The 22004-nt window shown below is 67.8% G+C and carries 22 protein-coding genes; 12 read left to right on the top strand and 10 right to left on the bottom strand.

Translation table 11 applies throughout. From position 1 onward, the window contains the following. Window positions 1-71 precede the first annotated feature (71 nt). The 4 genes from NDI65_RS12905 to NDI65_RS12890 form a co-directional block, all read right to left on the bottom strand. On the bottom strand, window positions 72-392 hold the full coding sequence (locus NDI65_RS12905; protein ID WP_089779098.1) for a chromosome segregation protein SMC: 321 nt from the start codon (window positions 390-392) through the stop codon (window positions 72-74). Between the two features lie 105 nt (window positions 393-497). Continuing rightward, window positions 498-1832 (bottom strand): amidohydrolase, encoded by a 1335-nt coding sequence (locus NDI65_RS12900; protein WP_089779100.1) that lies wholly within the window; start codon window positions 1830-1832, stop codon window positions 498-500. Window positions 1833-1884: 52 nt separating this feature from the next. Then, entirely contained in the window at window positions 1885-2349 is a 465-nt protein-coding gene (locus NDI65_RS12895; protein WP_089779102.1) for a hypothetical protein, read from the bottom strand. Window position 2350: 1 nt separating this feature from the next. Beyond that, window positions 2351-3235: a DUF3100 domain-containing protein gene (locus tag NDI65_RS12890; protein ID WP_089779104.1), complete on the bottom strand. Its 885-nt coding sequence runs from the start codon at window positions 3233-3235 to the stop codon at window positions 2351-2353. Between the two features lie 166 nt (window positions 3236-3401). Between NDI65_RS12890 and gatB the strand changes: the two genes are divergently transcribed. After that, entirely contained in the window at window positions 3402-4892 is a 1491-nt protein-coding gene (gene gatB, locus NDI65_RS12885; protein ID WP_089779106.1) for an Asp-tRNA(Asn)/Glu-tRNA(Gln) amidotransferase subunit GatB, read from the top strand. A 69-nt stretch (window positions 4893-4961) separates the two neighbouring features. Here gatB and NDI65_RS12880 read toward each other — a convergent pair whose 3' ends face one another. Then, a complete protein-coding gene (locus tag NDI65_RS12880) occupies window positions 4962-5654 on the bottom strand; it encodes a hypothetical protein (RefSeq protein ID WP_089779108.1) in 693 nt (230 codons plus the stop codon). Between the two features lie 296 nt (window positions 5655-5950). Between NDI65_RS12880 and NDI65_RS12875 the strand changes: the two genes are divergently transcribed. Beyond that, window positions 5951-8473, top strand: coding sequence for a DNA topoisomerase I (locus NDI65_RS12875; RefSeq protein ID WP_089779111.1), 2523 nt, complete (start codon window positions 5951-5953; stop codon window positions 8471-8473). On the opposite strand, the gene NDI65_RS12870 is transcribed toward NDI65_RS12875, so the two are convergent. Further along, on the bottom strand, window positions 8470-9474 hold the full coding sequence (locus NDI65_RS12870; RefSeq protein WP_089779113.1) for a restriction endonuclease: 1005 nt from the start codon (window positions 9472-9474) through the stop codon (window positions 8470-8472). The genes NDI65_RS12875 and NDI65_RS12870 overlap by 4 nt on opposite strands. Window positions 9475-9578: 104 nt before the next feature. On the opposite strand from NDI65_RS12870, the gene NDI65_RS12865 reads away from it, so the two are divergent. Next, window positions 9579-10301 (top strand): phosphoglycerol geranylgeranyltransferase, encoded by a 723-nt coding sequence (locus tag NDI65_RS12865; RefSeq protein ID WP_310893717.1) that lies wholly within the window; start codon window positions 9579-9581, stop codon window positions 10299-10301. Between the two features lie 24 nt (window positions 10302-10325). On the opposite strand, the gene NDI65_RS12860 is transcribed toward NDI65_RS12865, so the two are convergent. Then, window positions 10326-11084, bottom strand: a complete 759-nt coding sequence (locus NDI65_RS12860; RefSeq protein ID WP_089779929.1) for a DUF4013 domain-containing protein — start codon at window positions 11082-11084, stop codon at window positions 10326-10328. 78 nt (window positions 11085-11162) lie between these two features. Continuing rightward, window positions 11163-11714: a cupin domain-containing protein gene (locus NDI65_RS12855; protein ID WP_089779117.1), complete on the bottom strand. Its 552-nt coding sequence runs from the start codon at window positions 11712-11714 to the stop codon at window positions 11163-11165. A gap of 159 nt (window positions 11715-11873) precedes the next feature. On the opposite strand from NDI65_RS12855, the gene aspS reads away from it, so the two are divergent. From aspS to NDI65_RS12825, 6 genes are all read left to right on the top strand, one after another. Further along, window positions 11874-13178 (top strand): aspartate--tRNA(Asn) ligase, encoded by a 1305-nt coding sequence (gene aspS / locus NDI65_RS12850; protein ID WP_004970163.1) that lies wholly within the window; start codon window positions 11874-11876, stop codon window positions 13176-13178. A 295-nt stretch (window positions 13179-13473) separates the two neighbouring features. Further along, the gene (locus NDI65_RS12845) at window positions 13474-13914 is read left to right on the top strand and encodes an SHOCT domain-containing protein (RefSeq protein ID WP_089779119.1); all 441 of its coding nucleotides are present in this window, start codon (window positions 13474-13476) and stop codon (window positions 13912-13914) included. 82 nt (window positions 13915-13996) lie between these two features. Then, the gene (locus NDI65_RS12840) at window positions 13997-14830 is read left to right on the top strand and encodes a pantoate kinase (RefSeq protein ID WP_089779121.1); all 834 of its coding nucleotides are present in this window, start codon (window positions 13997-13999) and stop codon (window positions 14828-14830) included. A gap of 96 nt (window positions 14831-14926) precedes the next feature. Then, window positions 14927-15682: a 4-phosphopantoate--beta-alanine ligase gene (locus tag NDI65_RS12835; protein ID WP_089779123.1), complete on the top strand. Its 756-nt coding sequence runs from the start codon at window positions 14927-14929 to the stop codon at window positions 15680-15682. A 60-nt stretch (window positions 15683-15742) separates the two neighbouring features. Next, the gene (locus NDI65_RS12830) at window positions 15743-16219 is read left to right on the top strand and encodes a hypothetical protein (RefSeq protein WP_089779124.1); all 477 of its coding nucleotides are present in this window, start codon (window positions 15743-15745) and stop codon (window positions 16217-16219) included. Window positions 16220-16382: 163 nt separating this feature from the next. Further along, the gene (locus NDI65_RS12825) at window positions 16383-16508 is read left to right on the top strand and encodes a hypothetical protein (RefSeq protein WP_264371808.1); all 126 of its coding nucleotides are present in this window, start codon (window positions 16383-16385) and stop codon (window positions 16506-16508) included. A gap of 6 nt (window positions 16509-16514) precedes the next feature. Here NDI65_RS12825 and NDI65_RS12820 read toward each other — a convergent pair whose 3' ends face one another. Together NDI65_RS12820 and NDI65_RS12815 are read right to left on the bottom strand one after the other, a co-directional pair. Then, entirely contained in the window at window positions 16515-17588 is a 1074-nt protein-coding gene (locus NDI65_RS12820; protein WP_089779126.1) for a molybdopterin-dependent oxidoreductase, read from the bottom strand. A gap of 97 nt (window positions 17589-17685) precedes the next feature. Beyond that, window positions 17686-18666: a glutathione S-transferase family protein gene (locus NDI65_RS12815; RefSeq protein WP_310893716.1), complete on the bottom strand. Its 981-nt coding sequence runs from the start codon at window positions 18664-18666 to the stop codon at window positions 17686-17688. A gap of 250 nt (window positions 18667-18916) precedes the next feature. Between NDI65_RS12815 and NDI65_RS12810 the strand changes: the two genes are divergently transcribed. From NDI65_RS12810 to NDI65_RS12800, 3 genes are read left to right on the top strand one after another with little or no spacing between them, the layout of a single operon-like run. Continuing rightward, the gene (locus NDI65_RS12810) at window positions 18917-19951 is read left to right on the top strand and encodes a thiamine pyrophosphate-dependent dehydrogenase E1 component subunit alpha (protein WP_089779130.1); all 1035 of its coding nucleotides are present in this window, start codon (window positions 18917-18919) and stop codon (window positions 19949-19951) included. Then, entirely contained in the window at window positions 19948-20958 is a 1011-nt protein-coding gene (locus tag NDI65_RS12805) for an alpha-ketoacid dehydrogenase subunit beta (RefSeq protein WP_089779131.1), read from the top strand. The genes NDI65_RS12810 and NDI65_RS12805 overlap by 4 nt, the downstream gene beginning before the upstream one ends. After that, the gene (locus NDI65_RS12800) at window positions 20959-21999 is read left to right on the top strand and encodes an NAD(+)/NADH kinase (protein ID WP_089779133.1); all 1041 of its coding nucleotides are present in this window, start codon (window positions 20959-20961) and stop codon (window positions 21997-21999) included. Window positions 22000-22004: the final 5 nt, after the last annotated feature.

The raw sequence follows: 22004 nt of genomic DNA, 5'->3' as shown, positions 1-22004 counted from the left end.
GCGCGGGCGACGCCCGCAGGTGGAGCGCGCCGCATGAACACGGGGCACGCTCGCTCGGACGGCGCGCCCGATTACGCGACGATGATGTCGTCGTCGGGGGTCTCGCCGTCGCCTTCGTCAGTCTCGTCGGCCTCGTCCGGTTTAGTCTCATCGCCGTCGGCCGACGCCACCTCGTCGGCGTCGGCGGACTCCGCGGCGGCGTCCGCTGCGGCCTCGTCTTCGGTCTCCCAGTCGCCGCGACGGGTCGCGGCCCGCGAGGGGACCTCCACGTCGTTGGCGTCTTCGAGCTGTCGAAGCCGCTCTTTGGTCTCGACGAGCTCCTCGGTGAGCCCGTTCACGGCGGCCTGCAGTTCTGCGACTTTGGATTCGAGTTCCTCCACCCGGTTACTCATGGGTAACATAGCCCCGCGCGTGAGACATAAATGTGCGTCAGACAATCACCGAAAATGTGATACGTGTGAGGGGAGTTCCGCGTCTGAATCCCCGTCGCCGACCGCTCAGTCGCGGTACGACTCGGTCGTCGTCGTCCGAAGCGAGCGGACCGCGTCGAGGTACTCCTCGCGGCCGCGTTTCTCGGCTTTCGCCTCGCGGACCGCCGCCATCGCCTCGGGGCTGGTGAGCAGGTCGACCAGCGTGCAGGCGGTGAGTTTCGCGGGGATGACGTAGGCCATCTCCTCGTCGACGACGCGGAAGTCGCGGGCGTGGACCGCGCCCTCGAAGCCGCCGGTCCACGGGTGGATACCGGGGACGAGCTGCGTGATGTCGCCCATGTCGGTCGACCCCGAGAGGTGCGGCGTCCCCGCCGTGACCGCGTCGGGGCCGACGATGTCGCGGGCGTTCTCGTCGTAGAACGCGACTATCGTCTCGTCGGTCCGAAGCGGCATGTAGCCGGGGTAGTCCTCGATTTCCACGTCGCCGCCGACGCCCATCGCGCCGGCGGCGAGCGCCCGGTTGACCGACTCGTTGGCGTCCGCGACCGCTTCGACCGAGGCCGCGCGGACGTACGACTCCATCGTCACCTCGGCGGGGACGACGTTGACGCCGTCGCCGCCGCGGGTGATGATGGGGTGGACGCGGACGTGGTCCTCGTCGCGGAACCGCTCGCGCTGGGCGTGGACCGCGTTCATCCCGAGCATCGCGGCGTTGAGCGCGTTGACGCCCTCTTCGGGGGCCGCGCCGGCGTGCGCCTCGGTCCCGCGGTAGGTGACGAACTTGCCGACGAAGCCGTTGGTCGAGAAGTTGCTCGTAATCGTCCGCTCGGGCGTGTCGCTGCCGGCGTGCATCATCGCGGCGGCGTCCCAGTCGTCGACGTAGCCCCGGCGGATGAGCTCCTGCTTGCCGCCGAAGAACTCGATGTCGCCGGCTTCGAGCAGGCCGCGTCGGTAGTCGAGGTCGAGGTACTCCTCGGCCGGAACGGCGACGAACTCGACCGCGCCGTCGAGGTCAGAGACGACGCCGCTGCCGACGAGGCCGAAGGCGGTCCCCACGAGGTGCGCGAGCTGGGCGTTGTGGCCGCAGGCGTGGACCGCGCCGGTCTCGGGGTCCGCCATCGGGTGGTCCGGGTTGACGAGCGCGTCGAGTTCGCCGAGGACGGCGGCGACGAAGTCGCCGGAGCCGGCTCGGGCTCGCGCGCCGGTGATCGCCAGCTCCGTCTCCACGTCGAGGTCGAGGTCCTCGAAGAGCGAGACGACCTTCTCCGTGGTCTTGACCTCCTTGTAGCCGAGTTCCGGCTCGGCCTGTACGTCTTTCGCGAAGGCGATAATCTCGTCGGCGCGGGCGTCGATGGCGTCGCAGACGCGGGCTTTGAGGGCCGCGGTGCGGTCGTCAGTCACCGCGTCTCACCCCGGCGCGGTCGGCGGGCGGCCGTGTCCGTGGGGTCCGCCATCAGATAATCCCCTGTGCGGAGAGCACGGCCTGCGAGATGAGCGCCGAGCCGAAGAACGTCCCGAAGAAGACGAACACCGCCACGAGGACGAGCTTCCAGCTGACCTCCTTCATCTTCCCGGTCTGGAGGCCGATAGAGAGGCCCGCGTAGGCGAGAATCGGCGTCGTCGTCGCGAGGAAGTCCACCTCGCCGACGGCGGCGAGAAACGGCGCTTGCACCGGCGAAAACGGCAGTGCGAGCGCGAAGGCGAGCACCATCGCGTAGGCGAACGCCGGCAGGTCGAGCGGAATCAGCCGCCCCATGAGCAGGGCGGCGAGGCCGATGACGACGATGAGCGCCATGCCGGGGAGCGCGGCGACGAAGCCGGTGCCGGTGGCGATGAAGTTGGCCGTCAGCGTCAGGAACGCCACCACGAGCAGCATCTTCAGCGACTCGACGGAGAACTCCGGCGTTGACATCGACATCTCACTCACCTCCGTCGGTCGCGGCGGTGCCCCGTCCGAGCACGGGCGCGAGGACCGCGTACAGGCGCGTGATGACCGGGAGGCCGACGAGGATGACCATGTAGAGCCCCGTGATGCCGGTCAGGAGGTTGCTCGTCGCGGCGAAGCTCAGAATCTGTTCTTCGGCGACGCCCGCGCCGCCGGCGGCGGCCGCCAGCGACGTGGAACAGGCGGTCATCATGCTCGCCGAACCCATGCCGCACGCCATCGACAGCGCGAGGGGATGAAGCCCCGTCGCGGGCGCGAAGCCGCCGAGCAGGCCGAAGAAGACGGTTCCGAGGACCGTCCCGGTCATGTAGGTGCCGAGGACGCCGCGGCCCTCGGGCGACTCGATGCCGTACTTGTCGGTGATGACGCCGAGGGTCGGCTCGCGGGCGATGCTGACCGCGGCCCCGATGGACTCGCGCTTGAGACCCAAAAGCAGGGCGAGCGGGAGCGCGATGAGAATCGTGCCGAGGTTACCGAACTCCTGTAAGACGAACGCCGGCCCGGCCGCCACGAGGTCGTAAAACGACGGCGCGACGAGCGTCCCGTACTTGACGCCGAGCGGCATCAGCGCGATGACGAGAAGCGGCGAGGCGATGCGGCTCACGTCCTCGTCGACGACCGACCGGAGCGGTTCGATGACCGACCCGAGGACGCTGTAACTGACGCCGAGGCCGAGGACGACGGCGTACAGGAGCGGCAGGAGCACGACCTGACCCGGCCCGAGCGGGAACGTTATCGTGCCGATGAGTTCCGCGACGACGACGATGAGAAGCACCGTCAGATGCGTCCGGAGATGCGCCGAGAGCCGGCCGGCGGTCCGAATCGGTGCCCATCTGTCTGAAGTGGTATCGTTTGTCATATGTGAACGGTTTCGTGTGAACCGTAGAAATGAAACACCAGTATATAAATCCTCGTTAGTTATTGTCAACCATGTACGACCGGGCGCGTCGGGGTCGCCACCCGCGGCGAGCGTCTCGCCGACCGGTCCCGTTAGTCTTTAGCCCACCGCCGTCGAAGCGCGGCCAATGACTGCGCAAGCGCTCGAACAGCGCGAACTCGCGGTCGTCATCGGGTTGGAGGTCCACGTTCAACTCGAAACGGCCACGAAGATTTTCTGTAGCTGTTCGACCGAGCCTGCCGAGGACGAGGAGCCGAACACCCGCGTGTGCCCCGTCTGTCTCGGGCTACCGGGCGCGCTCCCGGTGCTCAACGAGGCGGCGGTGGAGTCGGCGGTCAAAATCGGCAAGGCGCTGAACGCCGACATCGCCGAGGACACTCGCTTCCATCGGAAGAACTACTACTACCCCGACCTGCCCAAGAACTTCCAGATCACCCAGTACGACGCGCCCATCTGCGCCGACGGGACGCTGGAGGTGTCCGTCGAGGGCACCCGCCGCGACATCGGCATCACGCGCGCCCACCTCGAAGAGGACCCCGGGAGCCTCCAGCACAAAGGCGGCAGCATCGACACGGCGGACTACACGCTCGTCAACTACAACCGCGCCGGCACGCCGCTGGTCGAAATCGTCACCGAACCCGACTTCCGAAGCCCGCAGGAGACCCGCGCGTTCCTCGCCAAGCTCGAAGAGGTGCTCGAATACCTCGGCGTGTTCGACGCCACCCGCGACGGCTCGCTCCGCATCGACGCCAACATCTCGCTCGTCCCCGCCGACGAGGTCGACGGCGACGGCACGATTTCCGGCGAGGCGCTCGAAGCGGCCAACCGCACCGAGGTCAAGAACATCTCCAGCCACAAGGGCGCAGAGAAGGCGCTGGCCTACGAGGTCACCCGCCAGAAGAACGCTATCCAGCGCGGCCGCGCCGTCGAACAGGAGACGCGCCACTGGGACGAGTCCCGCGGCATCACCGTCTCGATGCGCTCGAAGGAAGAAGAAAAGGACTACCGCTACTTCCGCGAGGCCGACCTCCCGCCGCTGCAGGTCGCCCACTGGAAAGAGGAGATTCCGATTCCGGAACTCCCCGACGCCCGCCGCGAGCGCTTCCACACCGAGTACGGCATCGACGAGGAGTCCGCCTCGAAGCTCACCTCGACCAAGGAGGTCGCGGACTTCTTCGAGGACGTGGCCGCCGAGTTCGACGCCGACCTCGCCGCGACGTGGGTCGCCGACAACCTGCTCGGCGAACTCAACTACCGCGACATGCAGATCACGGACGTGTCGGACCGCCTCGACGAGTTCACGCGGCTCGTCGAGCTCGTCGCCGCCGACGAGGTGACGACGAAGAACGCCGAGGAAATCGTCCTCCGCGAGATGCTCGACGAGGGCAAAGACCCCGACACCATCGTCGAAGAAGAGGGGCTCGGCAAGGCCGACGACGACGAAATCGGCGGCTTCGTGCAGGAGGCCATCGACGAGAACCCCGACGCCGTCTCCGACTACCACGACGGCGAGGGCGGCGCGCTGAACTTCCTCGTCGGACAGGTCATGCAGAAGTCACAGGGGAGCGCCGACCCCGGGACCGTGAACCAGTTGCTCCGCGAGCGACTGGACGAGTAACCGGCCGTCCCACTCGGGGGCGATTCTCCGCGACGAGCGGTCGTTTCCTTTCAGGGTCGATGTGCGCGGTTACGACCAGTTATCGTCACTATCGCGGCCGAACAGCATCGCCGACCCGAGGACGACTGCGAACCACGTCAGGGCCTCCTCCGCCGCCGGTGACGACGGGAGCGGGCGGTCCACGGCGGTCCGGTAGACGAGGAAGTAGTCACCGTCGAGTTCGAACACTCTCGCGCCCGCTCCCGTTGACCAGAGTTCGTGGTCCGCCGTCGCCGACCCGTCTTCGATAGCCGCCCACGCGGTCGGATATTGGTCTGGGGGGCGAGCGAGATGGTCCAGCGCCGCCGCGGCCGAGACGCGCGCCGTCGAGAGGACGTACCGGCCGTCCTCCCACGTCGATTCGCGCTCGAAGACCCGGCCGTCGTAGTAGACGAGATACAGTTCGTCGGCGTCGAGGTGCCCGGAGCCGAATTTCACGTCGGGGTGGTCCACCGTGAGCGTCCCGTTCAGGGTCGCTGCCTCCAGCGCGCAGTAGCGCGTCACCGACGACCCGAGCGAGCAGGCGAAGCCGTCGATGCCGTACCACAGGCCGGAGCGAGCGTCGCGGTCGGGCACGACGATTCGGTTGTCCTCGACCCCGATTTCGGCGGACTCGTAGGTGTACGTCGGTCCGGTGAGTCCGAGCGCCGGCCCCCAAAGCGGCGTGAAAATCAGGAGGACCGCGAGGCCGAGTCGGAGATGTTCGGTGGAGGGCTGTCGCATGGCGCTCCCTTCCGAACCATCGAAGAAAGTCGTTCCGCTGTCAGGTTCGGCGGGCGGCTGTTATCGGTTCTGGTGTCGCAGTCGTCTCGGGTATCGTCGTCGCTCCCAGCGTCGAGTCGGCGGAGCGAATCGGCGAAATCCGACGGGAGACGCGGCGTGTCGCTGACGCGTCGGCAGACACACACCTTCGCGCGCGAGGGCGCTCACCCGCCCGCCCGTATCCGCGCGAGTTGAGGCCGCTACTGCACGAATTCGGCACGAAAGGTTTAGGACACCCCACGTCATATCGCCGCTCAATGAGCAGGGGTCCGGAACTCATCATCACGGAGAAGGACAACGCCGCGAGGCGCATCGCCGACATCCTGAGCGGCGAGACCGCCGAGGCGGAGCGAATGAACGGCGTGAACGTCTACAAGTGGGGCGGCAAGCGCTGCATCGGGCTGTCGGGCCACGTCGTCGGCGTGGACTTCCCGCCGGAGTACAACGACTGGCGCGACGTGGAGCCGGTCGAACTCATCGGCGCGCCCGTCGAGAAACACCCCACGCAGGAGAACATCGTCGCCGCGCTCCGCCGGCTCGCCCGCCGCGCGGGGAAGGTCACCATCGCGACCGACTACGACCGCGAGGGCGAACTCATCGGCAAGGAGGCGTACGAACTCGTCCGCGACGTCAACGAGGACGTGCCCGTCGACCGCGTGCGGTTTTCCTCGATTACGAACCGCGAGGTGACGGAAGCCTTCGAGAATCCCGACGACCTCGACTTCGACCTCGCCGCCGCGGGCGAGGCCCGACAGATTATCGACCTCGTCTGGGGCGCGGCGCTCACGCGCTTCCTCTCGCTTTCGGCCCGCCAGCTCGGCAACGACTTCATCTCGGTCGGTCGCGTGCAGGGGCCGACGCTGAAGCTCATCGTCGACCGCGAGCGCGAGATCGATGCGTTCGACCCCGAGGACTACTGGGAGCTGTTCTCCAAGCTGACGAAGGACGCCGACGGCGACGCGGAGTCCTTCGAGGCGCAGTACTTCTACCTCGACGACGACGGCACCGAAGCCGAGCGCATCTGGAACGAGGAGGACGCGGAGGAAGCCTACCAGACGCTCCTCGGCGTCGAGGCCGCGGAAGTCGCGTCGGTCAACCGCCGCACGCGGACCGACACGCCGCCCGCGCCGTTCAACACCACGCAGTTCATCCGCGCCGCCGGCTCTATCGGCTACTCCGCCCAGCGGGCGATGAGCATCGCCGAAGACCTCTACACGGCCGGCTACATCACCTACCCGCGGACCGACAACACGGTGTACCCCGACGACCTCGACCCGCGCGAACTGCTCGGCGCGTTCGAGGGCGACCGCCGGTTCAAGGAGGACGCCGAGTCCCTCCTCGAACAGGAGGAAATCGAGCCGACCGAAGGCGACAACGAGACGACCGACCACCCGCCGATTCACCCGACCGGCGAACTCCCCTCGGCGTCCGACCTCTCGGACGACGAGTGGGACGTGTACGAACTCGTCGTCCGGCGCTTCTTCGCCACCGTCGCCGAGGACGCCGTCTGGGAGCACCTCCGCGTCGTCGCAGAGGTCGAGGGCCTGTCGCTGAAGGCCAACGGCAAGCGCCTGCTCGAAGCGGGCTACCACGACGTCTACCCGTACTTCAACTCCACCGAGTCGTTCGTGCCGGACGTCGAGGAAGGCGAGTCGCTCGTGCTGTCCGACACGCACCTCGACGCCAAGCAGACCCAGCCCCCGCGGCGCTACGGCCAGTCGCGGCTCATCGAGACGATGGAACAGATGGGCATCGGGACGAAGGCGACCCGCCACGACGTGATTCAGAAGCTCTACGACCGCGGCTACATCGAGAGCGACCCGCCGCGGCCGACCCGTCTCGCCCGGGCCGTCGTGGAGGCCTCCGAGGACTTCGCGAAGCTCATCGTCAGCGAGGAGATGACCTCGCAGCTCGAATCCGACATGCTGGCTATCGCCCGCGGCGAGGCCACCCTCGAAGACGTGACCGAGGAGTCCAAAGAGATGCTCGGAGAGGTGTTCGAGGGACTGATGGAGTCCCGCGAGGAACTCGGGAAACAACTGCAGGACTCGCTGAAGGCGGACAAGACCGTCGGCACCTGCCCCGACTGTGGCGGCGACCTCGTCGTCAGAAAGAGCCGCCGCGGCTCGTACTTCATCGGCTGTGACTCCTACCCCGACTGCACTCACACGCTCCCGCTCCCCTCCACGGGCAAGCCGCTCATCATGGAGGAGTCCTGCGAGGAACACGACCTCCACCACATCAAGATGCTCGCCGGGCGCAAGACGTTCGTCCACGGCTGTCCGCTCTGTAAGGCCGAGGAGGCCGACGAGGAAGACGACCTCGTCATCGGGACGTGTCCGGAGTGCGGCGACGAAGAAGGCGGAGAGCTAGCTATCAAGCGCCTCCGCTCCGGGTCCCGGCTCGTCGGCTGTACCCGCTACCCGGACTGCGACTACTCGCTGCCGCTCCCCCGCCGCGGCGACATCGAGGTGACAGACGAGTCCTGCGAGGAACACGACCTCCCGGAACTCCGGATCACCTACGAGGGCGACCGCGAACCGTGGGAACTCGGCTGTCCCATCTGCAACTACCGCGAGTACCAGGCCCAGCAGAACGGCGAGGGCGGCTCCGAGTTAGAGAGCATCAGCGGCATCGGCGCGAAGACCGCCGAGAAGCTGAAAGACGCCGGCATCGAGGACGTGAAGACGCTGAAGGCGTCTGAGCCCGACGACATCGCGGCGAAAGTCGACGGCGTGGGTGCGGATACGGTTCGGAAGTGGCAGACTGCGGCGGACTAGTTCTCCGACCAAACGTAGCGTTTTTTCCGGCCGTTTTCGACCGAGACTTCGGGGAGCCGGGCGAGCCAAACGCCGACAGAACTCCCCCGGCGTTTCGCGCTACTCCGAGATAGCTCCGACTCGGACGCGATGAAATCAACGAGATCGCTGTGTCCGAACGATCCCAATTCCGCGAGCGAATCGCAGATTCGCTCGATTATCTCCGCGTTTCGAATCCCGCCGAGAAGAGAGGATTCGGCCTCGTCTTCGAGGTCCGCGGTTCGATAGGCGACGTACCGAGCGCCGCTTCGGGTGAGCGACCAGCGGCGCTGTCTGTGGGTGCCCTCGTCGGGCCACTCTTGATGAACGAACCCGAGAATCCAGCCCGCAATCGCGTACAGGTCCGCGTGACGGGCCGAGACGTTCGCGTACGCGACGATGTCGTCTTTCGTTCCGCGGGTGTCGCCGATAGCCGAGAGAACGGTATCCAGCGTTTCGAACGAATTGGCGAGTGGGATTCGCTTAGATGGTATCGCACCCACCTCATCGGGCTCTCCAAACAGGCTCCAAAACCCATCGTCGGGCTCGAACTGAGCACTCTGCCGGCGGACGCCGACGCGAAGGTCAACCATCGACTCGAACAGCGAGGGGCCGTCCACCAGGTGGATTCCCGCCCGTTCGGCGCTTTCGGCGGCCGGTGTGGTGAACGAACTCGTCGTGATAACCGTCCCGGTGTCGCATCCCGTGTCGGCCAGCGCGCCCTGAAATCGCTGTATCGCGGGCGAACCGACCGTATTGCTCGGGTCGTACCGCTTCGCTTGAACGCCGAGCGAAACGTCCAGAAGCGGGTTACTGACGCGACCGTCGATATCGATGCCACCGTCCTGCCGGAACGCGGTTACCGAGAACTGCGCCGGGGGAAGCGACTCCGTGAGCACCGACTCGCAAAGTAGCTCGAACTCCTCCGCGGACAGGGCCATCGCTTGGCGTTCGACGTACTCAGTCGCCGCGACAGCGTTCATCGTACTCCGAAGTTGGTGACAGGTCGGTTAAAATTCACTCTTGGCCGTATGTACGTCCAGTCCATCCGCACGCTTTTTACGCCCCCTCAAGCATAGAGCGACCAATGAGCTATCCGTGGGAAGACTGGGATCATATCACCAAAATCGACCCGGACAAGGACCTCGCCGACGGCGAGACGTTCGAAGACGTGTGTGAGACGGGCACCGACGCCCTCGAAATCGGCGGGACGCTCGACATCACAGAAGAGAAGATGGAGCGCGTCATCGAGGCGACCGCGAAGTACGACGTGCCAATCTACCAGGAGCCGTCGAACCCCGGCGTCGTCATCGACGACGACGCGCTGGACGGCTATCTCATCCCGACGGTGTTCAACGCGAGCGACTCGTTTTGGATCACCGGCGCGCACAAGGAGTGGGTCCGCATCGAAGACGGCCTGGACTGGGACCGCACCCACACCGAGGCGTACATCGTGTTGAACCCCGAGTCGTCGGTCGCCGAGTACACCGACGCCGACACCGACCAGTCCGCGGAGGACGTGGCCTCGTTCGCCCGCGTCGCCGAGAAGATGTTCGGGCAGAAAATCATCTACGTCGAGTATTCGGGCACCTACGGCGACCCCGAGAAGGTCGGCGCGGCGCACGACGCGCTCGACGAGGCGACGCTGTTCTACGGCGGCGGCATCCACGACTACGAGACGGCCTACGAGATGGGCCAGCACGCTGACGCGGTCGTCGTCGGCAACCTCCTGCACGACGAGGGCGTCGACGCGGTGCGCGAGACGGTCGAAGGCGCGAAGGACGCGACGGCCGAACTCGTCGCCGAGTAATCCCCACGGGCGCGGTTTCTGTTTCTACGCCGACTTCAGCGACTCCGCCGACTCCGCGTTCACGCCGTCGGCGTGCGAATCGCGAGTCGCGTCGACGCGGCGAGCCGTTACAGCCGGGGCGCCGCGGCCGAGGAGCGTCGCCGACACGACGAGAAAGAGGAACGACGCGAGCGCGGCGAGGACGGTCCCGGCGACCGGCACCGAAGCACAGAGGAAGACGAGCAGACGGGCGACGAAGACGACGAGCGCGACGGCCGAGGCGACGCGGACGAACGAGCGGTCGAACGCGAGGTCGCGCACCGCGGGCACCGATGCGGCGAGCGACCCCTCGCGGGCGAGGGCGACCGTCGCCACGAGCGAGAGATACGACCCCGCCAGCGAGGCGAGGCCGGCCGCGACGAGTCCGGCGGTGTCGAGCGCGGTGAGGCCGAGAAGCCCGAGCATCTCCGGGTGGGTCGCGTACGAGAGCATCGCAATCGACGGCCCCGGCCCCGGAAGGGCGGCGGTCGCGAGGGCGAGCGCGGGGAGTTGGAGCGCGACGAGCGCGCCCGAGAGACGAGCGCCGTCGACGGCCATGCCGGTGAGGTCGTCGAACGACGGGAGCGCGGTCGCCTCGCGGTCGCCGGCGCGAACGAGGCGGACGACGTAGCCCGCGAGCAGAATACCCGCGAGCGGCGTGGCGACCGACGCGAGCGTCGAGAGGACGCCGATGACGGCCGTATCGAGCGAGGTGTCTTCGGCGAGCGGGAGTGCGAACGCGGCTTCGAGGTCTGAAACGTCCATGTCCGAGTCGAGGTGGCCGCGGATTCGCATATAAACCTCAGCGTCGGAACCGTCACGGTAGCCCGACGCGCATCCGGTTCACTCCTCGCTCGTCGGTTCGCCGTCCCAGTAGCCGACTTCGGCGTCTCGCGGGTAGTAGCCGTGGAGCGTCCGGGCGTTCTTGTCGCCGCCCGGCGGCGCGCCGCAGAACACGCCGACTTTGTCGGAGTCCGGGTAGACCGTCACGTCGGGGTGGTTCATCGTCGAGAGCGCGAGGTACCGGAGCGGTTCGTCGCCGTCGTTCTCGATTTGCCTGACGTAGTCTTCCCCCGCGGGGAGCGCGACGTAGGTGTCCGGTTCGAGGTCGAGGTCGGCCGCGCCCTCTCGCGTCCGGAGCGCCCCCGACCCCGAGAGCACGTACAGCGCCTCCTCGTTGCCCTCGTGGTAGTGCGTCGGCCACGGCCGCTTGCCGGGCGGGACTTCGTAGAGCGAACAGCCGAGGTCGCGGCCGCCGGCGCGGTCCGCGAGTCGCTTCCGGCGGAACGCGAAGCGGTCGCCCCGCCCGCTTTCGGACCAGTCGAGGTCGGCGGCGCGGGCGGCGGTCGGTGCCGGGTCGGACTCCGAGGGTGCGTCCGGTGAGTCGGGAGCCATACCGGGGTGACGCGCGCCGCGGACTAAGTACCGCGGGACCGACTGCCACGGGAAGTCGTGTCTCGCGTTCGACTCGCCGCGTGCGAGACTGGACGGTCGAACGCCTCAGAGCGAGGCGAAGACACGATGTTTAAGACGAACGGTCGGGAACCACGTCGTATGCGAAACCGAACGTACACGGCCGACGCCGAGCCCGGTGACACGGTCACCGTCGCCGGCTGGGTCCACGAAATCCGTGACCTCGGCGGCATCGCGTTTCTGATTCTCCGGGACACCTCCGGCAAGATTCAGGTCAAGTTCGAGAAGGACGAGATGGACGACGACCTCGTCGAGACGGGTCTCGGCGTCCACCGCGAGAGCGTCATCTCCGTGACCGGCGAGGTCGCCGAAGAGCCGCGCGCGCCGACGGGCGTCGAGGTCACGCCCGAGAGCCTCGACGTCATCGCCGAGGCCGAGGCGCAGCTCCCGCTCGACCCCTCCGGCAAGGTCGACGCCGAGCTCTCGACGCGCCTCGACAACCGCACGCTCGACCTCCGCAAGGACGAGGTCAAGGCCATCTTCGAGATTCGCGCCGAGGTCCAGCGCGCCGTCCGCGAGCAGTTCCGCGACCTCCGCGCCACCGAGATCAACACGCCGAAAATCGTCGCCACGGGGACCGAGGGCGGCACCGAGCTCTTCCCCATCACGTACTTCGGCAAGGAGGCGTTCATGAACCAGTCGCCCCAGCTGTTCAAACAGCTGATGGTCGGCTCCGGTCTGGAGCGCGTCTTCGAGGTCGGCCCCATCTTCCGCGCCGAAGAGCACAACACGCCCCGCCACCTCAACGAGGCGACCTCCATCGACTTCGAATCCGCCTTCATCGACCACACGGAGGCGATGGACGTGTGTGAGGCCGTCGTCACGGCCGCCTACGAGGCCGTCGAGGAGAACTGTCAGGACGAGCTCGAAGCGCTCGGTCTCGAAGACGAGTTCGAAGCGCCGTCCGGTGAGTTCCCGCGGCTCACCTACGAGGAGGCCATCCAGCGCATCAACGCCACGGGCGAACTCGACGAACAGCTCGTCTGGGGCGACGACCTCCCCACCGAGGGCGAGAAGGCGCTCGGCGAGGACGTCGGCGAGCACTACTTCATCACCGACTGGCCCAGCGAAATCAAGCCGTTCTACATCAAGGACCACGACGACGACGAGACGCTCTCGACGGGCTTCGACATGATGCACCCGAACATGGAACTCGTCTCGGGCGGCCAGCGTGAACACCGCTTCGACCACCTCGTCGCCGGCTTCGAACAGCAGGGCCTCGACCCCGACGCGTTCGAGTACTACACGAAGATGTTCAAGTACGGCATGCCCCCGCACGCCGGCTTCGGGCTCGGCGGCGAGCGACTCATCATGACGATGCTCGGACTGGAGAACATCCGGGAAGCTGTTCTGTTCCCACGAGACAGACAACGCCTGAGTCCGTAGACGAAGGCGCAACACGAGCACGGGAGCCGGGAGCGGCTTTGCCGCGACCGAGTTCCCGCGAGACCGCCACCGTCTGAGCCGTAGGGCGAAGACGTGGCGAGCCAACGAGACGGGCGCACGCGAGTCTCGTCGGACCGCCAGCGCCTGTCGTCTTAAGCGACGACACGCCGGGCCGCCAGCGCCTGTCGTCTTAAGCGACGACACGCCCACTGACGCGCCTCATTTTTTGCGAAACAGTCGTTAGCTCTCGGACACGTTAGAGCACTATGCACGCACGTCGTCGCGGGGGCAACCGTTGACCGACGCGGAGCGCGTCGTCGACGACGACGCCGAAGGAGACGAGGACTCGTCGCTCGAACAGTTGGTCGCCGGCGTCGTCGTGGCGCTCATCTTTCTGGTCGGCTTCGGCCTGCTCGCGCTCGGGGAGTCGTGGTTCTGGGTCGTCTTCCCGGTCGGCTTCGCGGGCGTGCTCCCCGCCGCGCTCGCCCTCGCGCGCATCTACGAGTCCCGCCGCGGCGACGGCGCGGACGAGTCGACGACGGAGACCGAAGACGCGCTCGAAGCGCTCCGGCGGCGCTACGCGACCGGCGAACTCTCCGAGGATGAGTTCGAGGCGAAAGTCGAGCGACTGTTGGAGACCGAGACGGTCACCGATGCCCGGGAGTCAGCCGCGGCACGCCGGCGCGAGGGCGAGGCAGGCGAGGCGGAGCGAGAGCGGGAGTTCGACCGCGATTGAGCGCGAACCGCGAACGAGGCGGGTGGGGCTCGGACGCGACGAAACGCAACACCGTTAACCGACCCCCGCCGTAGAACCACCGATGAGCGACGACGCGACGGCGTTCGTACCCGGTCACGTCACGGGCTTTTTCAGCGCCCACCCCGCCGACGACCCGGCGGTCGCCGGCTCTCGCGGCGCGGGACTGACGCTCTCTCACGGCGTCACCGTGACGGTCGAACCGGCGCAGGAGACCACCGTCAGCCTCGACGGCGAGGCGGTCGAGATGCCCCCCGTCGCGGACGTGCTTCGGGCGCTCGACGCGACGGCCGCCGTCGACGCCGAAAGCGACCTCCCGCTCGGCGCGGGCTTCGGCGTCTCGGGGGCGATGGCGCTCGGGACGGCGCTCGCGGCGAACGCGGTCTTCTCCTGCGGCCGGTCGGAAAACGAACTCGTCACGCTCGCCCACGTCGCTGAGGTTCGCGCGGGGACCGGCCTCGGAGACGTGGTCGCGCAGGCCCGCGGCGGGATGCCGATTCGGATCGACCCCGGCGCGCCGGCCCACGGTCGGATGGACGGCATCCCCGCGCGCCCCGAAATCGAGTACGTCGCGTTCGGCGGCCTCTCGACGGCCGACGTGCTGTCCGGGGACACGACGGCGCTCACCGCCGCCGGCGAGACGGCCCTCGAAGAACTCCGCGCCGAGCCGACGCTCGACCGCTTCGTCGCCGAGTCGCGGCGGTTCGCCCGCGACGCCGGTTTACTGACCGACCGGGTCGAAGCCGCCATCGACGACGTGCGCGCGGCCGGCGGCGACGGGTCGATGGCGATGCTGGGCGAGACGGTGTTCGCGGTCGGGTCGGGGCTGTCGGACGCCGGCTACGACCCAGAGCGCTGCCGCGTCCACCCCGCGGGCGCGACGCTGCTGAGCGAGTAGGCGGCCGCGAAGGCTCTTGGACGGTCGGCGTCGTTTCGGGGCCCCGCCCGTCCCGATGAGAAAACGTGTTACTGCCGCGGCGACGACCCACCACCAATGAGCGACATCGAGATTCCCGAGAGCCACCCGAGATACCAGTCGCTTCTCACCCGCCACCGCATCGAGGAGGGCGTCGAGAAGGGTATCACGAGCCGGCAGGGACTCATCGCGCAGGGGCGCGGCGAGGCGTTCGACTACCTCCTCGGCGAGCGGACGATTCCGAGCGCGGACGAGGCGGCGCGGGCGGCCGCGGCGCATCTCCTGCTCGCGGACCAGCCGGTCATCTCCGTCAACGGGAACGTCGCGGCGCTCTGTCCCGGCGAAATCGTCGACCTCGCCGAGGCCGTCGACGCCGACATCGAGGTGAACCTGTTCAACCGCACCGACGAGCGCATGCGGGCCATCGTGGACCACCTGCGCGACCACGGCGCGAGCGAGGTGAAGGGCCTCGCCGCCGACGGGCGGATTCCGGGCATCGACCACGAGCGCGCGAAAGTCGACGCCGACGGCATCGGGAGCGCCGACGTGGTCGTCGTCCCGCTGGAGGACGGCGACCGGGCCGAGGCGCTCGGCGCGATGGACAAAGTCGAAATCGTCGTCGACCTCAACCCGATGTCGCGGTCGGCGCAGGTCGCGACGGTCCCCATCGTCGACAACATCGTGCGCGCCGTGCCGAACGTCGCGGCTCACGCCCGCGACCTGCGGGACGCGGGCGCGACGCGCGAGGAACTGGAAGCCATCGTCGCCGACTTCGACGCCGACGCCGCCCTCGACGCCGCCGAACGCGCGATTCGGAGCGGAAGCGACGAGTGAGGAGCGGGCGAGACCAGACCGGTCGCAAAGCTATTTCTGGGCGACATGTGTCGTGTCGATATGGACCGTCAGCGAACCCTCGCAGTCGTTATGGCAGTCGCCGGCTTCGGAGCCGTCGTCGTCGGAATCCATCAGGAACTGCTCCACGTGGCACCGGGATACGACGGGACGATAACGACGGGGTGGGGCGGCCGGCTCAACCACGAGGAGTACCTGCTGGCGCGGCTCGGGGGCGTCGGCGTCGTCGGGGCGCTGGCCGCACTCCGATGGAAGTACGCCGCGGTCCTCCCAGTCGCGGTCGGCGGCGTCGAAATCGGCTATTCGCTCGTGGCCGTGTCCCACTACGTCCGTGACCCGGGGCTTTACACCACGGTCCAGACGTTCGACGGGACGACGCGACTCGTCCTCGGCGCGGAACCGTTCTTGCTCGTCGCCGGCGGCCTCCTGCTTTTCGGTGCCGGCCTCGTCGCGTGGCGGTCTCACGGTGGGCGCGCCGCGACCCGCGACGCGGCGACAGAGGCCTCCGCGAACGCCTGACGGTCGAACACACAGAATCCGCGGCGTTCCGGCGACCGCGATGGGTACCGGTCGGCGAACCTCCGTCACCGACCGAACCGTGCCGCCCGTCGCTCGTTACCGGCCTCGATTCGGCGCGCGCGGTCACAGAAAATATTCGTACGTTGACGAGTATGGTGTGAGTATGCCCTCCAGCGACGCGCGCGGCCCGGACAGCCCGGACGCCGACGACAAGACCGACGAGGACGACGAGAGGGAAAAGACGATTTTAGACCGCCTCGTGGACGTGCTGTGGATTCTCCCGTGGTGAGCGCCGCTAGCTGAACCCGCTTACCAGCACCGCGAACCACTGCGCCGGGTCGCGTCGCCGCCGCACCTCGACCGTATCGACCCACTTGACCCACTGGAACCCGCGGCGGTTCGGCGCGACCAGTCGGAGCGGCGCGCCGTGGCCGTGCGAGAGCGGTTCGCCGCCGACGCGCGTCGCCAACAGCATCTCGCGGGCCTCCGCGATGGGAAACGACCAGCGAAAGCCCGTCACCGACCGGACCGTCACCCACCGCGCCGACGAGTGAAAACCCGCGGTATCGAGCGCGTCGCCGAGTCTGACGCCGGTCCAGTTCTGCTCGGTGTACCATCCGCTCGTGCAGTCCAAGAGGGCCGACCGCGTCTCGTCGGGCGCGAGGTCCGACCGGTCGAGTTCGAGCGGGCGGTCGACCAGTCCCGCGACCGAAAGCGACCACGAGTCGGGGTCGACGGGGTCGGGGTCGTCGGCGACCCAACTCGTCACCGGAAAGGCGTCGTTGCCCTCGCCGGGCGGGAGCGGCCGCGACCCGGTGAACCAACGGCCGACGCCCCGGAGCGCCCCCATCGTCTCGGTCGCCCGGTAGGTCGCCGCGCCGAAGACGAGTATCGCGCCGTACTGGAGCGCCCGGCGTCGCTCCGCGAAGTCGACCCGGCGGGGCGGGCGGAAGCGCGCCCGAAGGTGGACGAAAAGAATCGGAACCACGAGCAGGCCGAAGCCGATGTGGACGTTGAGAAGCGTCCAGAACGCGATTCGGACCTCGACGCCGAGCACCCACGCGACGCCGGTGCCGAGGGCCGCGAGCGCGACGACCGCGAGGACGACCGAGAGCGCGGTGTGGCGGTCGCGGAGCCGCGAGTCGAGGACGCGGCGGCGGACGCGGTGGAGCTTGAACCCGACGAGAACGACGAGCGAGAGTCCGGCGACGCCGTGGACGACGAACAGGAGGCCGTTGGCCGGGTGGCCGGCCCCGAGGCTCAGCACGCCCGAAAGCGCCTCGAAGACGACGAGCGCGAAGATGGACCAGTCGACCGCCCGCGGCGGCGGTTCGACTCGCCGGAGCGCGCGGGCCGCGCGGCTTGCCATGTGAAGTGATAGCGCTTCAAGCGGGAATAGGGTGTCGCGGGAGGCGACGAGAACGGGGACGGGGCGGAGACGAGCGCGAAAACCGAGCGGAGACGGCTCAGTCGTCGGCCGTCAGCGCCGCGGGGAGGTCCGCCGGGAGGCGGTCGCGGTCGTGTTCCGCGTCGAAGTCGAGGTCGGGGCCGACGCCGTAGATGCGCTTGGGGTTGATGTCGCCGTGGCTGACGAAGTAGTGCCGGACGATGTGGTCCATGTTGACCGTCTTTGCGACGCCGGGGAGTTGGTAGAACTCCTTCGTGTAGTTCCAGAGGTTATCGTACTCGTGGATAGCCCTCTTGTTGCACTTGAAGTGCGTGTGGTAGACGTGGTCGAAGCGGATGAGCGTCGCGAACATCGCGATGTCCGCCTCGGTGAGCACGTCGCCCGCGAGGAACCGCTGGTCGTCGAGCACCTCGTCCCAGTGGTCCAGCGCGTCGAACAGCTCCTCGACGGCCTCCTCGTAGGCTTCTTGGGTGGTTGCGAACCCGGCGCGGTAGACGCCGTTGTTGACCGGCTCGTAAATCTCGTCGATGAGGCGGTCGACCTCCTCTTCGTAGCCGTCGGGGTTGAGGTCCACGTCGTGCTCTGCGAGGGGGGCGAACGCCTCGTCGAGCATCCGCATGATTTCGCGGGACTCGTTGTTGACGATGGTCTCGCGCCGTTTGTCCCACAGCACGGGGACGGTGACGCGCCCGGTGAACTCGTCGTCGGCGCGGAGGTAGATATCGCGGAGGAACTCCTCGCCGTACAGCGGGTCCGGGAGGTCCTCGGAGAACTCCCAGCCGTCGTCGATGCGGACGGGTTCGACGAGCGACAGCGAAACCGCGTCTTCGAGGCCCTTCAGCGCGCGCGTCATCGCGGTGCGGTGGGCCCACGGACACGCCCGGCAGATGTAGAGGTGGTACCGACCGGCCTCGACCGGGAACCGCTCGTCCTCGCCGACCCAGTTGCGGAAGTCGGTCGTCTGGCGCTCGAACTCGCCGTCCTCGTTGTTGGCGACGAACTTGTCGGTCCGCCACTCGCCTTCGTAGAGCATGTTCATGCGACCACGACCTGGAGTGCTTGCATAGCCGTCCGTTGGGACGTGACCACCAAAAGTTGGGAGGCGACATCGGTGTAACCGGTCGGCAAACTGGGTCGCCATCGCGCGGCCGCCGCTACATGTTTGATTTCCATCACAAACGGGGCACGCCCATGTTATTCGATTGCACAGTCACATCCGCGAGACAGACTCGATAACTGCCACGTTGAGAAAAAGTCATCATAGATTATGGCATTTGTTGGTACGTCGCATGGTGGTACTAGACATCGAGACGGAGGATGGACAGCGCGAGGCGCTTCGCCGGATGCTCACGATTCGGGCGTTCGACACGAAGGCGGCCGACCTATTCAGCGACGGCGAACTCCCCGGGTTCGTCCACCTCTACGTCGGTGAGGAAGCGGTCGGGGTCGGCGCGTGTTCGGCCCTCGAATCGGACGACTACATCACGAGCACCCACAGGGGTCACGGCCACTGTATCTCGAAGGGACTCGACCCGGACCTGATGATGGCCGAACTGTTCGGGAAGGCAAACGGCTACTGCAACGGCAAAGGCGGGTCGATGCACATCGCGGACGTCGACGCGGGGATGCTCGGGGCGAACGGCATCGTCGGCGCGGGGCCGCCGCTGGCGACGGGTGCCGCGCTCACCTCGCACCTGAAAGGCGAAGACACCGTCGCGCTGGCGTTCTTCGGCGACGGCGCGGTCGCACAGGGACAGGTCCACGAGGCCATCAACCTCGCGGCGACGTGGAACCTGCCGGCGGTGTTCCTCGTCGAGAACAACCAGTACGGCGAGGCGACGCCCGTCGAGAAACAGCACAACGTCCAGAACCTCAGCGAGACCGCGGAGGCGTACAACATCCCCGGTTTCACCGTCGACGGGATGGACATCACCGCCGTCTACGAGGCCGTCAAGGAGGCGCGCAAGCGGGCCGCCGACGGCGAGGGGCCGACGTTCATCGAGGCCGAGACGTATCGGTACCACGGCCACTTCGAGGGCGACCAACAGCCGTATCGGACCGAGGAGGACGTGGCGATCTGGAAGGACCGCGACGCCATCGAGACGTTCAAGCGACGGCTCGTAGAGGCGGGAACGATAACCGAAGACGAGTTCGACGAGATGAAAGCCGAAATCGACCAGCAGATCGAAGACGCCGTCGGAAAGGCGAAAGAGGCGGCGTATCCGGACCCCAGCGAGGCGTACGAGGACATGTTCAACGCGGCCGTCCCGGAGATAAGCGACTTTTCCAGCGGGATGCGGGCCGACGGAGGTGAGGACCGATGAGCACCGAGACCGAAAGCGGAACCGGCCCGGACCAGACGAAGGAGATGACCATCCGGGAGGCGATTCGGCTCGCCCTCCGCGAGGAGCTCGACCGCGACGACGACGTGTTCGTCATGGGCGAGGACGTCGGGAAGTTCGGCGGCGTCTACGAGGTCACGGGTGACCTCGTCGAGCAGTTCGGCGAGGAGCGCGTCCGCGACACGCCCATCAGCGAGGCCGGCTTCATGGGCGCGGCGGTCGGCGCGGCGGCGACCGGGACGCGGCCGGTCGTCGAAATCATGTTCTCGGACTTCATCGGCGTCTGCTCCGAACAGATAATCAACCAGATGGCGAAGAACCGCTACATGTTCGGCGGCAAGACGGAGATGCCCGTCACCGTCCGAACGACCGAGGGCGGCGGCAGCGGCGCGGCCAGCCAGCACTCCGGGACGATTCACACGTGGTTCGCCCACTTCCCCGGCGTGATGGCCGTCGCGCCCGCGACGCCGGCGTCCGCCAAGGGCCTGTTGAAGTCGGCCATCCGGTCGGACGACCCGGTCATCGTCTTCGAGAACAAGCAGATATACGAACAGAAGGGCGAGGTCCCGCTCGACGATGACTTCACCATCCCGATCGGCACCGCGAGCGTCGAGCGCGAGGGCGAGGACGTGACCGTCGTCGCCACCCAGCGCATGGTCGGCGAGTCGCTCGAACTCGCCGAGGAACTCGCGGGGCAGACGAGCGTCGAGGTCGTCGACCTCCGGTCGCTCTACCCGATGGACACCGAGACGCTGGTCGAGAGCGTCAAGAAGACCGGCCGCCTCGTCATCGCCGACGAGAGCCCGCTTTCGTACGGGACCCACGCCGAGGTGGCGACGCGCGTCATGGAGAACGCGTTCTACAGCCTCGACGCGCCCATCCAGCGGGTTGGCGTCGCCGACGTTCACATCCCCTTCAGCCCCGCGCTCGAAGAGGAGGTGCTCCCCCACGGCTCCGACGTGGAAGCCGCAATCAACCGCATCGTGTAAGTGACGACCACTATCGGGCTCGTCGTCAACCCCGCCGCCGGCCGCGACATCCGACGGCTCACCGGCGGCGCGAGCGTCAGTAACAACTACGCGAAACGCCGCACCGCGGGCTGCGTCCTCGCGGGGTTGACGCTCGTCGACGACGCGGAGGTGCTGGTCATGCCCGACAACACGGGGCTCGCCGACCGCATCGTCGACGACGCGCCCGACGGTGTCAGCGTCGAGTTCGTAGACATGACGGTCACCGCGTCGGGTCGGGACAGCAGAACGGCCGCGGCCCACTTCGCGGACCACGCCGACGCCGTCGTCGTCCTCGGCGGCGACGGCACGACGCGAGACGTGGCCCAGACCATCGGCGACGTGCCGGTCGTGAGCATCTCGACGGGGACGAACAACGTCGTCCCGACGCCCGTCGACGGCACGGTCGCGGGCGCGGCCGCCGCCCTCGTCGGAAGCGGGGCCGTCTCCGCGGCGGAGGCGACGACGCGCCACGGGACCGTCGAGGTCGACGTCGTCCGGTCCGAGGAGACGACGGTCATCCGCGGCCTCGCCACCGTCGGCGTCCTCGACCGCCCCTTCGTCGGCACGCGGGCGATTCTCGACCCGAGCGACATCGTCGGCGGCGTCGTCTCGCGGTCGTCGCCCGCGGAAATCGGGCTTTCGGGCATCGCCGGCGGTCTCGTCACGCACCGACCTGACGACCCCGGCGGCGTCGGCTTCCGGCTGTCCCGCGACGGGGCTGACGGGACAGACGCGCCGGATGCGGCGGACGCGGCGACCAGCCCGGCCACGACGGTCAGGGCGATTACCGTCCCCGGACGCCTCTCGACGGTCGACGTGGCCGAACACCGCGTCCTCGACGACGGCGAGGACTACGCGTTCGAGGTCGACCGCGGGGTCATAAGCGTCGACGGCGAGCGGGAACACGAGGTGCGAAACGGGACCGTCCGCCTCCGTCCGGTGAGCGACGGCCCGCGACTGGTCGACGTCGAGGCGGTCCTCGAACGGGCGGCCGACGACGGGCGCTTCAGGCTCGGGTGAGCCTT

It is taken from the genome of Haloferax sp. S2CR25 (assembly GCF_031624535.1).
Classification (GTDB): domain Archaea; phylum Halobacteriota; class Halobacteria; order Halobacteriales; family Haloferacaceae; genus Haloferax; species Haloferax massiliensis.
Note: the sequence above shows the minus strand (reverse complement) of the source record. Positions and strands in the feature narration are given on the sequence as shown.

Bases quoted from the DNA above. Each gene is read 5' to 3' on its own strand.
- NDI65_RS12840 (WP_089779121.1), top strand. From the start codon at position 13,997: ATGAGCGACGACGCGACGGCGTTCGTACCCGGTCACGTCACGGGCTTT.
- NDI65_RS12815 (WP_310893716.1), bottom strand. From the start codon at position 18,666: ATGAACATGCTCTACGAAGGCGAGTGGCGGACCGACAAGTTCGTCGCC.
- NDI65_RS12865 (WP_310893717.1), top strand. From the start codon at position 9,579: ATGAGCTATCCGTGGGAAGACTGGGATCATATCACCAAAATCGACCCG.
- NDI65_RS12805 (WP_089779131.1), top strand. From the start codon at position 19,948: ATGAGCACCGAGACCGAAAGCGGAACCGGCCCGGACCAGACGAAGGAG.
- NDI65_RS12825 (WP_264371808.1), top strand. From the start codon at position 16,383: ATGCCCTCCAGCGACGCGCGCGGCCCGGACAGCCCGGACGCCGACGAC.
- NDI65_RS12810 (WP_089779130.1), top strand. From the start codon at position 18,917: ATGGTGGTACTAGACATCGAGACGGAGGATGGACAGCGCGAGGCGCTT.
- NDI65_RS12855 (WP_089779117.1), bottom strand. From the start codon at position 11,714: ATGGCTCCCGACTCACCGGACGCACCCTCGGAGTCCGACCCGGCACCG.
- NDI65_RS12875 (WP_089779111.1), top strand. From the start codon at position 5,951: ATGAGCAGGGGTCCGGAACTCATCATCACGGAGAAGGACAACGCCGCG.
- NDI65_RS12890 (WP_089779104.1), bottom strand. From the start codon at position 3,235: ATGACAAACGATACCACTTCAGACAGATGGGCACCGATTCGGACCGCC.
- NDI65_RS12870 (WP_089779113.1), bottom strand. From the start codon at position 9,474: ATGAACGCTGTCGCGGCGACTGAGTACGTCGAACGCCAAGCGATGGCC.
- NDI65_RS12820 (WP_089779126.1), bottom strand. From the start codon at position 17,588: ATGGCAAGCCGCGCGGCCCGCGCGCTCCGGCGAGTCGAACCGCCGCCG.
- NDI65_RS12835 (WP_089779123.1), top strand. From the start codon at position 14,927: ATGAGCGACATCGAGATTCCCGAGAGCCACCCGAGATACCAGTCGCTT.
- NDI65_RS12905 (WP_089779098.1), bottom strand. From the start codon at position 392: ATGAGTAACCGGGTGGAGGAACTCGAATCCAAAGTCGCAGAACTGCAG.
- aspS (WP_004970163.1), top strand. From the start codon at position 11,874: ATGCGAAACCGAACGTACACGGCCGACGCCGAGCCCGGTGACACGGTC.
- gatB (WP_089779106.1), top strand. From the start codon at position 3,402: ATGACTGCGCAAGCGCTCGAACAGCGCGAACTCGCGGTCGTCATCGGG.
- NDI65_RS12880 (WP_089779108.1), bottom strand. From the start codon at position 5,654: ATGCGACAGCCCTCCACCGAACATCTCCGACTCGGCCTCGCGGTCCTC.
- NDI65_RS12895 (WP_089779102.1), bottom strand. From the start codon at position 2,349: ATGTCGATGTCAACGCCGGAGTTCTCCGTCGAGTCGCTGAAGATGCTG.
- NDI65_RS12830 (WP_089779124.1), top strand. From the start codon at position 15,743: ATGGACCGTCAGCGAACCCTCGCAGTCGTTATGGCAGTCGCCGGCTTC.
- NDI65_RS12860 (WP_089779929.1), bottom strand. From the start codon at position 11,084: ATGGACGTTTCAGACCTCGAAGCCGCGTTCGCACTCCCGCTCGCCGAA.